This is a genomic window from Halobacillus sp. B23F22_5, from assembly GCF_043497085.1.
In the GTDB taxonomy this organism is placed as follows: domain Bacteria; phylum Bacillota; class Bacilli; order Bacillales; family Halobacillaceae; genus Thalassobacillus.
Map to the genome: position 1 here is coordinate 226471 of NZ_JBIEKI010000003.1, position 14306 is coordinate 240776.

Annotated in this window: 14 protein-coding genes; all 14 read right to left on the bottom strand. The window is 41.4% G+C overall.

What is annotated here, in order from left to right; genetic code table 11:
• Positions 1-14: 14 nt before the first annotated feature.
• Positions 15-1277 carry a nickel-dependent lactate racemase gene (gene larA, locus ACGTN9_RS06495; RefSeq protein WP_499591539.1) on the bottom strand — a complete coding sequence of 421 codons (1263 nt, stop codon included), beginning with the start codon at positions 1275-1277 and terminating at the stop codon, positions 15-17.
• A 150-nt stretch (positions 1278-1427) separates the two neighbouring features.
• Positions 1428-2228: an enoyl-CoA hydratase/isomerase family protein gene (locus ACGTN9_RS06500; protein WP_499591540.1), complete on the bottom strand. Its 801-nt coding sequence runs from the start codon at positions 2226-2228 to the stop codon at positions 1428-1430.
• Positions 2206-3423, bottom strand: a complete 1218-nt coding sequence (locus tag ACGTN9_RS06505) for a CaiB/BaiF CoA transferase family protein (RefSeq protein WP_499591541.1) — start codon at positions 3421-3423, stop codon at positions 2206-2208. Before ACGTN9_RS06505 ends, ACGTN9_RS06500 begins: the two co-directional genes overlap by 23 nt.
• Positions 3424-3506: 83 nt before the next feature.
• Positions 3507-4481, bottom strand: a complete 975-nt coding sequence (locus ACGTN9_RS06510; RefSeq protein WP_499591542.1) for a tripartite tricarboxylate transporter substrate binding protein — start codon at positions 4479-4481, stop codon at positions 3507-3509.
• Between the two features lie 109 nt (positions 4482-4590).
• On the bottom strand, positions 4591-5268 hold the full coding sequence (locus tag ACGTN9_RS06515; RefSeq protein WP_499591543.1) for a Crp/Fnr family transcriptional regulator: 678 nt from the start codon (positions 5266-5268) through the stop codon (positions 4591-4593).
• A 542-nt stretch (positions 5269-5810) separates the two neighbouring features.
• On the bottom strand, positions 5811-6017 hold the full coding sequence (locus ACGTN9_RS06520; RefSeq protein ID WP_499591544.1) for a hypothetical protein: 207 nt from the start codon (positions 6015-6017) through the stop codon (positions 5811-5813).
• Between the two features lie 438 nt (positions 6018-6455).
• The gene (locus tag ACGTN9_RS06525; protein ID WP_499591545.1) at positions 6456-7577 is read right to left on the bottom strand and encodes a flagellin N-terminal helical domain-containing protein; all 1122 of its coding nucleotides are present in this window, start codon (positions 7575-7577) and stop codon (positions 6456-6458) included.
• A 79-nt stretch (positions 7578-7656) separates the two neighbouring features.
• Positions 7657-7827, bottom strand: a complete 171-nt coding sequence (locus tag ACGTN9_RS06530) for a carbon storage regulator (protein WP_499591546.1) — start codon at positions 7825-7827, stop codon at positions 7657-7659.
• Positions 7828-7974: 147 nt separating this feature from the next.
• Positions 7975-9048, bottom strand: coding sequence for an S-methyl-5-thioribose-1-phosphate isomerase (gene mtnA / locus ACGTN9_RS06535; protein ID WP_499591547.1), 1074 nt, complete (start codon positions 9046-9048; stop codon positions 7975-7977).
• 16 nt (positions 9049-9064) lie between these two features.
• Entirely contained in the window at positions 9065-9673 is a 609-nt protein-coding gene (locus ACGTN9_RS06540; RefSeq protein ID WP_499591548.1) for a class II aldolase/adducin family protein, read from the bottom strand.
• 44 nt (positions 9674-9717) lie between these two features.
• Positions 9718-10479, bottom strand: a complete 762-nt coding sequence (locus ACGTN9_RS06545; RefSeq protein ID WP_499591549.1) for an MTAP family purine nucleoside phosphorylase — start codon at positions 10477-10479, stop codon at positions 9718-9720.
• 21 nt (positions 10480-10500) lie between these two features.
• Positions 10501-11265, bottom strand: coding sequence for an MTAP family purine nucleoside phosphorylase (locus ACGTN9_RS06550; protein WP_499591550.1), 765 nt, complete (start codon positions 11263-11265; stop codon positions 10501-10503).
• A 37-nt stretch (positions 11266-11302) separates the two neighbouring features.
• Positions 11303-13039: a dihydroxy-acid dehydratase gene (locus tag ACGTN9_RS06555; protein WP_499591551.1), complete on the bottom strand. Its 1737-nt coding sequence runs from the start codon at positions 13037-13039 to the stop codon at positions 11303-11305.
• Positions 13036-14298 carry a nickel pincer cofactor-dependent isomerase, group 22 gene (locus ACGTN9_RS06560; protein WP_499591552.1) on the bottom strand — a complete coding sequence of 421 codons (1263 nt, stop codon included), beginning with the start codon at positions 14296-14298 and terminating at the stop codon, positions 13036-13038. Before ACGTN9_RS06560 ends, ACGTN9_RS06555 begins: the two co-directional genes overlap by 4 nt.
• Positions 14299-14306: the final 8 nt, after the last annotated feature.

Consider the following 14306-nt stretch of genomic DNA (forward strand, 5'->3'; position numbering starts at 1 on the left):
CCATCGTTTTTCCGTTATTCATCAACATAAGGAATAGTCAAAGGTCCTAATGGCAAGACGGCAACGCTCATATTTTCTCCATAAGTATATTTTAAGTCTTTTAATGTTTTAGTAATATCCTTGGTTGGTGTCAGCATGGCCTGTTTCACCTGTTCATCTGGAAGCTTTGAGTAAACATAGACATCAGCCCACACTTGTGTTACTGCCTGCTTTTGCACCTGCCACTGGTCAAACATTTTAAAATCGGGATCATTGATCATGTCCAGTAATGCCTGAGGAGTTTTTGCCATTTCAAAAATTTTCGAGTAGTTTCCATGGTCAGGAAGTCCATCCGCACATTCAGCAGCTATGATGATGGCTCCTCCTTTTTTTACGATCTTTTGAGCGGCACTCATCCCTTTGACAGCCTGATAAAGGTTTTGATCGAGAGGATAACCTGAGTTTGAAGTAATGACCACATCAAACCGTTGTTCGCTCTGAACCATAGCATGCTCTTTAGCAAACCTGCAGCCTCTATCATGTGCTTCATAGAGCTCGCCAGCGAATACAGCCGAAATTTCTTTTTCCCTGTTCAGTGTCACGTTCAGCATAAAATGTGGTTTACACATCCGGTTGATTTCACGCGTCATTTCCTGCACGGGGTTGTCATCCATATTCCCCCATGTCGAACGTGGGTCCCCTATCATTCTGGCATTATGAAAAGTCATGATCGTTTCTATGCCGGCAATACCAGGCATGACCCCCTTCGGACCACCAGAGAATCCTGCAAAAAAATGAGGTTCAATAAAGCCCGTTACAATTCGAAAATCCGCTTCCACATAATCCTTATTTAAATATACATCACATCCGAATTTACTTCTTCCAAGGTTCACGAGGGTATCTTTATCATGACAATGATTATTTACGATACGAATATTTTCTACGATCCACTCGCCAAGCATTTGGACAAATTCTTCTCTTGTTTGATCTCGATGCGTGCCTGTCCCATTGATGATAACAAAATTCTCTAAGGGAACATGGTTCAGTTCTTCTATCAATCGCGGAACTAACAGGTGGTTAGGGGTCGGCCTGGTGATATCACTGATGACAATGGCCACGGTATCACTGGATTTCACCATATTTCTTAAGGGCGGGGTGCCAATCGGATTTGAAAGAGCCTGGCGGATCGCTTTGTCTTCATCTTTAACTTTGGGCAGGTTTTTCGGTTCTACTAAAAACGATTGTTCTGGTAATTCCAGATTCAGTCCTTCTTTGCCATATAGTAATCTTGTTTGCACCTGAAAACCTCCGTTATCTTTTTTTATCATTGTATACTGTTTACTGCTCTTCGTCATGAAAGACTTCTAGATTTGAATGCCATTTAGTTACTTGTAAAAAAACAAAGCAGCCTTATATCCAGGAACTATAAGGCTACGAAATTAAAACTATTACTTTCTTTTCATTTTTTCTATCGCTTTTTGGTGATCCTCATGAAATACACTGAGGGCCATCTGTGAGGAAACATAATCCAGGGATTGACGAAGGGACATACTCATCCCTTCCTTAACGACCCTTTTCATCATCTGGATGACTTCTTGAGGGCCATTAATCAGCTTTTCGATATAATCACGGGTAAATGCTTCCAGTTCCTCATGAGGGACAACATGGGTCACCAGGTTCATCTCTTTGGCTTCCTTGGCAGTCTTCACTTCTCCACTCCACAGCATTTCCAATGCTTTGTCCATCCCAATGATTCGTGGGAGGTAATAACCGCCACCATCTCCAGGTACGATACCTGCATGGATATACGCTTCCCCAAGTTTTGCGCTTTCAGAACAGATCCTTATATCACACATAAGCGCCATATCCAGTCCCGCTCCCATAGCGTGCCCGTTGATCATTGCAATCATAGGCTTATCAATTTCATCCATTAAAAGCGGGATTCGCTGGATGTTCTTCCAAAGGCTGTTTTTCACATGGAGGGGGGTGCTAATAAAATCATCGTCCTCTTCATTCGTTTTTCCGATGAAACCTTCCCCGGCTATCATAGACTTTACATCGCCGCCAGCACAGAAAGCACGCCCCGCCCCTGTCAGCACACCGACTCGGATATCAGGATCGTCTTTGATCTCTCTCAATGCCGCAATCCATAAATCGATCATTTCTTTACTGAAGGCGTTTAGTTTTTCCGGACGATTCAAAATGATATAAGCAATCGACCCTCTTTTATCCAGTAACAGTTCGCTCATAGGAAGAAACCACTCCATCCTCTACTAATTTATCAATTTCGTGGTCGCTATATCCAATACCCTCTAAAATCTCCCTAGTATGTTCGCCTAATAGATTGGAAGAAGATTGCACTTTCACTTCCGATCTTGAGAAATGGATAGGTGTCTTAATGACCGGTACATCTCCAAGTTTCGTATGTTTACTATTGGCGATCACATCATGTCCTTTGATCAAATCACTGTTCACCAGTTCATCGATCCCCCAAACCGGCCCATGGAGAACATTTCTTTCTTCGAATCTCTCACACCATTCTTCTGTGGTTTTCTTCTGGAACACTTCATCTAAAATAGCTGCTAACTCAGAACGATGATTGACGCGTTTGTGATTCGCATCATATTTTTCAATCAGTAAATCTTCTCTCTCAATCGCACGGCAAAAGGGTTCCCATGCATGGTCGGCTTGCGCCCCGGCCATGATCCAGCCATCTTTCGTCGGGAAAGCCTGGTAAGGGACTACCTGGGAATGCTGGTTTCCCATCGGTTTCGGGTTTTCGCCGGTGGCAATATACTGGCCAAACCGGGTAGATAAGTTTAAGACCATCATATCAATCAGATTAATATTTATTTTCTGTCCCAAATCACTTTTTTCCCGCTCGTATAATGCTGCAGATATCGCACCAAACCCAATAAAAGCTGTCGTGTTGTCTGCTATCGGCACACCAGGAAGGATAGGTGGAGAATTTTCATCCTCTGCCGTCATACTCATCACTGCCCCCATCCCTTGAATGATAGGGTCCATGCCAGGCCGCTTGGCGTATTTGGGATCATACCCAAACGCCGAAATGCTGAGGTAGATTAGCCTGGAATTAATCGTTTTTAGTTTCTCATATCCCAATCCCAGCTTATCCATAGTACCAGGACGGAAATTTTCTATAATGACATCTGCATCTTTGACCAGTTTTAAAATGGCTTCATAACCGGCCTCTTCCTTCAAATTGATCGAAAGGCCTTTTTTTCCATGATTATACGCTACGTAAAGGAAGCTTTCACCGTCTTTGAAATAAGAGCCGGACTTCCTTACTTGATCTCCAGCCGGAGATTCTACTTTAATTATTTCTGCACCAAGGTCTGATAATATATTTCCGCAATAGGGGGCTGATAGCCAGTGTGTAAATTCCAGCACTTTGACCCCTTTAAATACACCTTCGTTCACCATTGATTTCCTCCCTGCTTATTAACATTTTGCAAGTCCATGCTAAACAAATACCTAGACAGATCTGCCTAGGTATTTGTTTACAATTAATATCCTAATAATCCACTTAAGTCTTTTACGGAGCTTTCATCTTCCTCAAGCATGCTTTTATATTCCTCAGGTCCCAAATGCTTGACCTGTAATCCCTGGGCTTCCATCTCCTCTACCTGCTTCTTATTCTCAATCGCTTTCTTAAAGGCTTCACTCAAAATCTCAAGCTTCTCTTCCGATAAACCCGCTGGTGCTCCGATTCCTCTCGCTGATCTCGAAGTGACTTCAGGATATCCTGACTCCTCCATCGTAGGGACTTCTTCAATGAAAGGTGATCTTTCTTCGGTCATAACAGCTACAGCTTTTAACTCTCCGCTTTTATGCAGATTTGCTGCCTCGCCGACTTTTGCTACAAATACATCAACATGATCCCCCAAAACCTGAGCAGATCCCTCCGCAGCCCCTTTCGTATGTACAGGGGTGATGTTTGTATCGTAAAACTTATTAAGCTTTAATATTGCCATATGATCATTACTGCCAACTCCGGACGTAGTAGCGGTTATCTTATTATTTTGAGCATATTCTACTAATTCTTCTATGTTGCTGAAACGGTCATCATCCGGTTTGATCGCAATTACTCCCGGGTCCAGCACGTGGTTAGCAATAGGCTGGAAACTTTCCAGGTTCTGACTACGATTAAACTTCGGATCCAGGTAACCGGTAATGATGTTCGGAGAATTGAGGTATCCGATCGTGTATCCGTCCGGTTCAGCATTTGACAAGTCAGCCCAGCCGACCCAGCCTGCGCCCCCTGGCTTATTGATGATGTTGACCGAAACTCCCAGCTCTTCTTCCAAATAAGGTTGTAAAATTCTTGCACCTGTATCTGTCCCTCCACCGGCAGCATATGAAACAATCAAGTCAATCGATTTTTTAGGATAGGTTTCCTCTTCCTGTGCAGTAGTATTACTGCAGGCTGCCAACACCAAAATCACGCCTAACACCATAACGTAAAGGTATTTCCTGAACATTAAATCCCCCCTGATTTTTTAGTCATTACCAAGAACGACTTCTTAAGATTGGTTTCATTATAGGGGAAATTAATTTTAAAAAATGTAAAATATTTTATATTTTCAGAATTTAATTTTTATTTATCTCCGCTTTCAATTCACTCATGCGAATAATGAAGTTTCTTCCCTTCGTTTCAACCAATTGTTTTCCTCGTAGTGTCTTAATGTGGTTGGCAATTGTCACTCTTGTTGTACCTATTAATTCGGCTAAATCATTATGTGTAACCTTAAAATCTACAAAAGTAGTATCACATTCTGTTTGTTTGCCATATTTAACACCAAGTTCCAGTAAAGCTTTGCATAATCTTATGTACGAATGTTTAAACGAAAGATCCAAGGATTGCCCGGTTAAACTTCGGATTCTAATGCTCATGATGTGGAAGACCTGCATCATTAAATCAGGGTTAGACATAACCTGATCAATGAATTCCTGCCTTTCATACTTGATGAGAGTCGAATTAGTGACAGCCGCCGCACTTAAAATATATTTTTTTGACTCTTCGAATAAGGAGGAGGTGCCAAGTATGCTATTTTCACCTACATACCCTACAATTTTTTCACTGCCATCCGGACCCGTTAAGAAGAGTTTTGCTTTCCCCTTTTTCACCAGGTAAATTGTATCCATCTCTGTACCCTCGAGAAAAATGATTTGATTCTTTTTATATTCATAGGAAGGAGCATCCTTTAATTCTCCCCAATAATAAGGCGGGTTCTTAATCCAGAAATTAGGCAATACGATATCTTCCACTTTCCTCATCTCCTCTAAGGTAGATAACAATCTGTTGCAGGATAAATAACAAAAATAATTTGACCAGGATTATATTTATAATCATTATTTTAGCATTTATAGCAATATGTTTTAATATTCAAACAAATTTTATGTAGGATAAATGCGGTTTCTTTTTCTGTAATGAAGCTCTTATTAATAGAAATATCAACACTTACAAAAGAGATAGTCAAAAAAAGAGACCCTTGTGATTCCAGGATCTCGAATAAATAAAACGATAATTAATGTAGAAGTAGTAGTATTACTTGCGGTTGTTAGTTTACTTAGCTTGCATAGCCTGAGTAGCTATCCAAATAATTTTTGGTTCATCACTTCTTTCACCATAGCGAGTATATAAAATAACTATACTGTATCTTCAACATACTAAAGAGCCAGAGGGTAGAAACCAGAATTCCTCCTCCAAAGTAGGAAAAGCACTTCCCTCCGAAGAGAAGCCCATTTTTATGAATAGTATTATGAGATATGCTTGATTTTGCTATTAGTTCAGCTAGTAGTTACCTTTGTTATTCAGTTTCTTCGATTATTAAACCATCATTCTTATCAAAATTAAACAAAATTCTTTGAGAGTCCCTAATGCCTTGAAACTTCACATAGAAGTTTGTTTGACCAATATATGTTACATTTTTAGCATTTTCATTTTTAGAAATGTATTCGATTAATCTTTCAATTTCCTCCTCAGTAAATGTTTTAGACTTTGGAAACATAGCCATTTCATCATCTCCTATTTATACAAAAGAGACCCTAGCAAAACTAGGACCCCTTTCAAATAATCTAAAATTAACGAAGAAGTTGTAAAACTCCTTGTGGTTGTTGGTTGGCTTGCTTTGCCGCTGTGCTTTTCAGCCACAGAATAGACTATATCTTCACCCACTCAATTTTAGTGGGGCTGGGCACTTCGAATGGCTCTTGCCATCCTACGGACTTCATCACCATCATACTTACTTTTAGGTGGTTTGTCCTAGTCGTTGAACCTTCTCCATCTTTTCAGAACAGGAGCTTGGCTGCTGATTATCTATGTATCTCTTTCATTTTCTAACCTTCACGCCTGCCGTTTCCAGCTACGTTGTGGTTGAAAGAGCTTTAAGAAGTTCCAGCAATTCACCCAGTTATCCTCTTATCCATTACTAGATAAGACGCCCTTTCTAAAATTACCGAAGAAGTTGTAAAACTCCCTGAGGCAATTGTTGAGATTGAGCTAACATTGCTTGTGATGCTTGTGCAAGAATTGAATTTTTAGTTTGGTTCATCATTTCTTTAGCCATGTCTACGTCACGAATACGAGATTCCGCAGCTGTTAAGTTTTCAGAAGTTGTACCTAAGTTATTTATAGTATGATCCAAGCGATTTTGCCAAGCTCCTAGTTGTGAACGTTGTGCAGATACTTCTTTGATTGCTTGATCAATTACTTTAATATTTTCATCGAATCCAGCACCTTCACTTGTAAGGTCTACATTCTCAAGACTAGTAACTGATGCTGATGCACCTACTCCTAAGGCTGTAGATCTCATATCATCTACACTAATATTAAGAACTGTATCTTGGTTAGCACCGATTTGGAATTTAATATCGTTACCTGAAACTGAAATATCTTGAGAATCAAACGTAGTTAAAGCCACGTCTGTCTCAGCTGCAGTATTATTGGTTAATGTTAGACCTATCTTATCGAAGTTTAATGATTCATCAAACCCTAAGTTTGCTGCACCATTATCTATAGTTTGTGAAACCCCGTTCAAACTAGCAGTAACTTCATTATCAGTAACAGACAATGACACAGTAGATCCATCTTTGATTCCTTTTACTTCAATGCCAACCTCAGCAGTGTTTAATGCTGCATTAGTTCCTGTTGCTCCAACAGACCCATCAAGTAATGTTTTTGTATTGAACTCTGTTTTATTACCAATACGTGTAACTTCCTCACTTAATTGATCAAACTCCTTTTGAAGTTCAGCAAGGTCATCATTTGTGTTTGTATCATTATTAGCCTGAACTCCCAACTCCCGCATACGTTGAAGAATTGAATGGGTTTCATTCAAAGCACCTTCAGCTGTTTGAATCAATGAAATACCGTCTTGAGCATTAGTAGAAGCTTGCTCTAAACCACGAATTTGCCCACGCATTTTTTCAGAGATTGCCAAACCTGCTGCGTCATCCCCAGCACGATTAATCCGAAGACCTGAAGATAGTTTCTCCATCGATCCTTGTTGCGCGTTGTTTGCCGCACCCAACTGACGATACGTATTCAATGCCGCAATGTTGTGATTAATTCTCATTTCTTATTACCTCCATGTGATTTAAAATTACGAGACACGTCCATTTGCCTCGCTATATAATAACTCTATTTTAGAGTCACTACCTTAGTTCTCCCCGGATAATTTTGTACTCTTTGGGTGCTTTGATTCTAAGGCGCATGTAATTATCCAGTTTTGCATCTGTCTTTACTACTTCAATTTCGATTTCTTTACCGTCTTCGTCGACGATATAAAGCTTTTCGCCTGGTTTTCTTCCTAACGTTAGCGCCATGGCTAATCATCCTCCCTGATGATTCACTCCTTATATCGGACTTGCTTCCTAGTTTGTTAACATACTAATAGAGATTTTTTCTTCAATAAAAAGGAAAGCTTCTTACCAGGGGTTGCCCGGAAAGAAGCTTTCCTTTAATTATTGGAATTAAACCAGGGAGTCTGCCTCAACCATCACTTTTCTCAAATTAGTAGAATAAGGAGCTTGGATGACCCCTCGTTCAGTGATGATACCTTCAATCAATTCATGGGGAGTAATATCAAAAGAAGGATATAATGCTTGGGTATCTTCAGGGGCTATTCTAAACTCCTGAAAAGAAGTCACTTCGGATGGATTACGATATTCTATCTCTATTTCCTTACCATTAGATAGGGTGCCATCAATCGTATGGCTGGAAGTTGCTGTATAAAATGGAACATTATTAGCTTTAGCTGCCAGCGCATGCATATAAGTTCCAACTTTATTGGCCAGGTCACCATTTCTGACAACACGATCTGATCCGACGATCACATTGTCTATCAATCCTTGTCTCATGCAGTGACCAGACATGTTATCCGATAAGAGAGTGTGAGGAATGCCAAATTCCTTTAATTCATAAGCAGTAATTCTCGCCCCTTGCAGGTAAGGCCTTGTCTCGCACACATAAACGTGAATATTTTTTCCTTGTTCATGTGCTTTTCTAATCACAGATAAAGCGCGTCCTCCATATCCCGATCCTGCTAAGGCTCCCGAATGACAATGAGTTAAAATGGAATCTCCATCCTGAATCAATTCCGCACCATACTCTCCCAGTCGGTGTTCAAACGATAACTGTCGCTTTAGAATCTCAATCGTTTTCCTTTCTATTTCTTGAATGAGTTCTATTCCATGCCCATTCATCTGCTCTAAGATCTCATCGATGGTATGCACAAGATTAACGGCAGTAGGGCGCGTTTGTTTCAGTAATTCTCCAGCTCTCGTTACAAACTTCTCATCACCACCTGAACGGATGGCAGCTAAATAAAGTCCCCAAGCCCCACAAGTACCTAGAGCTCCTGATCCTCTAATCACCATATCATTGATAGCACTAGCCAGTTCTTCCACATTTTGAATGGCCATCACTTCATTGGTATGAGGAAGTTTCTTTTGATTGACGGCGTAAAGCTTCTCTTCCTGGAGCCAAATAGGTAATAGAAGATTTTGTGCCTGAAATTCATTTACTAACTCTCGTAATTTTTCCATCCTTCCCTCTCCTTTTTCAGGGGCTGGCAGTTAAAGCATTCGTTGATTTCAATTGATTCAAAATGAAAGCCTGCTTGGCAGTATCCTCCACCAGAGTTGCGATATTATAGGCCGCTTCTAAATTTTCACCTACTGTACAAATCCCATGTTCAGCCATCAGACAGCCTTTAATGTCCGGGTAATTACGAAAGACTCCGGTGACATTGTCAGCTAATTCCTGTGATCCCGAAGCAGCAACTCCCGCCACCGGCACTTGTCCTAATATCTTACGAGCAGTAACCGTCGGTAAAGGAAGCTCTTCGCCGAGACTGGCATAAGCGATAGAATAATTTGGGTGACAATGTACAACTGCCTGTATATCCGGCCTAATATGATAAATACCTAAATGAAACCGATATTCTTTGGAGGGTTTACCATTCCCTTCAAGCACGTCCCCCTCCATCGATAATAGAATCATATCCTCTGGGGTTACTTCCCCCAGGCTGATTCCGGAGCGTTTGATCAATATAGCATTCCTATCGGGCACACGAACACTAATATTTCCTCCTGTCGCCTGGGTTAATCCGCGATTGTATACTTTTTGAGAAATATAAGAAAGTTCCTTCTTCAGCAGCCTCTCACTCATTTGAAAACCACCCCTATCATTTTTCTCAAATTGACGCAAACTTGTTACTTTGCAACAACAGCACGTTCGTAAGCATCCCTGCAAGAACAGCTTTTTCTATCATGGGCGTGAGTTATTGCCTCAAGCATTAATTCTTTGACTACCTCACTTTTACTTTGACTGACTTCTTTATGAGCTTTTAAGGAAGGTTTTTTCTTGGTGACTCCTGGTGCCATATTCGTCGCAAGTGTAACTACTGCATAACAAATCCCCAATTCTCTTGCCAGGGAAGCTTCCGTTGCATTAGTCATACCAACAACGTCCATGCCCCACTTTGCAAACAGCTCCACTTCGGCTTTTGTTTCATAGCGTGGTCCATCCACACACATCAGCTTCGTTCCTTCTCGTAGAGGTTCTTGAATGGATGCTGCCGCCTTGATGTAAGTCTCTTGTAATTCCGGGCAAAATGGTTCGGTAATGTCTACAGAATACTTCCCATACGTTTTTATACGGGGCGTAAAGTCAAAAAACTGGTCTAATAGAGACAGACTTCCTTCATGAATTTCCGGATTGATGGCACCAACCGCAGAGAAAGCTAATACTCGCTCTATACCTAATTCTTTCAAAGCCATCATGTTCGCACGATAATTGACAAAAGGCGCCAAAGTATCATGATGTTTGCCATGTCGCGGCAGGAAAAATACTTCTTTTCCCTCATATGTCGTTTGGAATAAAGTAACATTTCCGAATTCCGTATGGACGGTTTGTTCTGTCATATTATCAAATAAATGATAAAAACCTGTCCCGCCGATAATTCCGATTTTCATCTTATCTACCTCCCTTTGGATTTAGTACGCCTCTACGAAAGACTTATAAGAGTTATCACAGCTACATGCTTTTCGGTCATTAATTTTAGTTAAAGTCTCCAATATTAATCGTTTCATTTTTTCCTTATTCTGCTCGGCTACTTTTTTGTGGGTGGCCAGATTCGGAGGAGTCTCTGCTGTACCTGTAGCCAAATCCGTAGATAGCGTCACTACTGAAAAACACAACCCCAATTCTCTCGCCAGTACAGCTTCCGTTGTGTTGGTCATGCCCACCACATCCATTCCCCACTTGGCAAATAGCTGCAACTCATTCCTGGTCTCATATATCGGTCCATCAACCCCTACGAGCGTAACGTCTTTATGCATTGGCAAATCAAGCTCATTGGCAGCCTCTGAAAAACTGTCTTGCAAGTCAGAACAAAATGGTTCTGTCATATCAGCTGAAAACTCTCCGTACGTTTTATCCCTTCTTCGTGTCATGTCCACAAACTGGTCTAATAAAGATACCCCGCCTACCGGTATCGCTGGATTAATAGACCCGACTGCAGATACGGCAATCACACGTTCTACTTCGATTTGTTGGAGCGCCTTCATGTTCGCTTTGTAACTCACGTGAGGGGCTAACACTCCGTGTTTAGTACCGTGCCTTGGCAAAAAGAATACTTCTTGTCCTTCATAATCCCCCCGAAATAGGACAACATCACCAAACTCCGTCTTTACTGTTTGTTCTTCCAACGTATCAAAAAGATCATAAAAACCAGTACCTCCAATTAAGCCGACTTTCATGTGTTTTATTCCTCCTTCCTGTATTCTTTCTGGAAATCTACCTTTTCGACTGGTTTGCAGCCAGAATTGGCTCTTTTTGGTTCAGTTCATCACTTTCAGGTAACAAGAAATCAAAATCACAGCCTTCATTTGCCTGTAGTACATGTTGGCGATAAAGGCTTGGGTATCCACGTTTGTAATCCGTGAAAACAGGTGGAGTCCACTCTTTTTGTCTTTGTATTAACTCTTCCTCTGAAACGAGTAATTCCAGCTTCCGCTCATAAACATCAAGCTCAATCCAGTCTCCATTTTTTATTAAACCGATTGGACCACCCACAGCCGCTTCAGGAGCTACGTGCAATAAGACGGTCCCGAATGCCGTTCCACTCATCCTGCAATCGGATAATCTCACCATATCGCGCACACCTTCCTTCAGTAACTTGTCAGGAATAGGAATCATTCCGGCCTCCGGCATACCAGGCGCTCCAACAGGACCTGCATTTTGCAGTACAAGTACACTGTCGGCACTTACCTCCAAGTCAGGATCGTTCAATCGTTCTTCCATATCCGTCAACGAAGTGAATACTACCGCTTTCCCTTTATGTTTCAATAAATGTTCAGATGCTGCTTTAGGTTTTATAATAGCCCCGTCTGGTGCCAAGTTACCTTTAACGACAGCTATCCCGCCCTCCTTATGTAGTGGCGATGATAAGGATCGGATGACATCTCGGTATTCTTCCTCTATTTGGATATCAAATAAATTTTCTTTCATTGATTTACCTGTAACTGTCAAATTATTCAGGTGTAATAATGGGGAAAGTTCCTTCAGTACCGCTGGCATGCCACCTGCATAATAAAGGTCTTGCATTTGGTATTTTCCAGCTGGTCTAAGATTTGCCAAAAAAGGAGTGGTACGACTATGATCCTCAAAATCTTCCATACCAATAGTTATCCCCAGTCTTCTGGCTATAGCTATCAAATGAATGACAGCATTTGTCGAACCCCCTATTGCCATTAAAGTTTTGATTGCATTTTCAAACGCTTCCCTGGTCATAATGTCAGAGGGTCGGATATTTTTTTCTACAAGACTGACGATTGCCTTTCCAGTCTCCTGGGCTTGATGCAGGCGTGCATTCTCTGTAGCTGGAGTAGCCGCTCCGCCGGGAAGCATCATACCTAGAGCTTCCGAACAGGCTGCAATCGTACTTGCCGATCCCATCACCATACAATGGCCTGCTGTAGGTGCCAATCGTTCATTGATTTGATCGATTTCTTCTTCATCAACCGTACCTGCCTTGTATTCCTGCCAGTAAAAACGGCAGTCGGAACAGGCACCTAGTGTCTTCCCTTTATACTCACCGTTATTCATTGGTCCTCCGGTAAAAAGGATCGCAGGCTTGTCCGCACTGGCTGCTCCCATCAATTGTGCAGGTGCCATTTTGTCACAGCCCCCGATAAGAACCACTCCGTCAATAGGTTGCGCATTAATCATTTCCTCTGTATCAATGGCTACTAAATTTCGATATAACATGGTAGTTGGACTGGTAAACATCTCACCAACAGAAATGGTTGGGAATTCCAGCGGTGTGCCTCCAGCCATAATGACTCCCCGCTTGATCGCTTCGATCATCGGCTTGATATGACTATGACAACGATTAATTTCACTATAAGTATTACAAATTCCAATAACCGGCTTCTCGAAATCTTCTAAACTATGACCTAAATGACGCTTAAAGGCTCGTTGAATAAAATTACTAAATCCTGCGTCGCCATATGATGTTTGTGGTTTGTTCATCCGTGATCACCTTCCTGTTTTAAGTAGAACTTAATTTCTCCCTTATCGCTGAACGTAAGGGCTTCAGGTTGAGAGAGTATTTCCACTTGGCCTTTTGCATCTTGTAAGACGTTTTCAGTAAGATAGAGGGTTTCAAGGTTTAAAGTATTCTCTATAAGTGCTATGCGTAGTTGTGATGGATCATCGACTGCTAAGCTTTCAATCGCTGCATCTATGACATCTTTTTCTGTTTCCATCACCATCGGTATCATTGCCCGTTGCACGTAAGTACTAGTGAGACAATTTAAATACGTTTTTTTCCTATCAAGCTGCCGGTACAGTCGTTCTGTAGTAAAGTCTGCCAAACCGATCCCCGTAGCATTACCATGAGAAGCTTCATGTAAATCCAATACTGCGACCCTGCGATAAGAAGGAGTTTCCGGTTCAGGAACACCAAATATTTTTGTACGGCCTAAAACGTTCGTATCCATCCCTGTTCCGCTATAATTTTTTCCCATTACTTTGACTACTAATAGATCCAATTCTTCCATGGGTACTCGAGGGAAATATTGTTTAGCTTTAAGCAGCAGTTCTCTTTCCCTATGCATAATATCCTCTGGTTTGAGTACTTCAAGATGAGCTGTATCATCGAAACTATTTTCCACTATAGCGATTCCAGCAAATACTTTACCAGTTTTCAGGAAACTTGATCCGACTTCTTGTACGGTTGTTGACATATTAGGGGGACCTTGCCTATGTAACTGGTTAGCTCCTTTAGCTTTTCCAAGCCCCACCGTTATCATTTTCAATAATCCACTTTCGTTCATCCCTCGGAAAGCGGTGTGTAATTTCACCCGGTTTAGCACAATAATCCCGTCTGAGTTCCAAGCGTATTCGTCACAGTAAAGTTTGAACCCACTTGGGGTTTCACCAACTTCAATGACCTTAGAAGAAGTGCGGATTGGACAGCCAATCGTTTCCTCATTAAAACCAAGGCTATGAAGGACGTCCAATTGACCTTCCTCTGTACCTCCCCCATGACTGCCCATGGCACCAATGATGAATGGCTTTGCCCCAAGTTTTTTTAAGTATTGTACTAACGTCTTTACAATCAATACACGGTTAGTAATTCCTCTGCTTCCTACAGTGATAGCAATGGAAGCAGAGGGTTTGATGTCAGGTAAGCGTTGCTTTAATTCTTGTATTAAGTGCGAGGTAATATCTTCAATTCTTTCATTCCGAAAGCGTTGCTTGACTTTGACCATTCTAGGTAGTTCCATGTACAAAC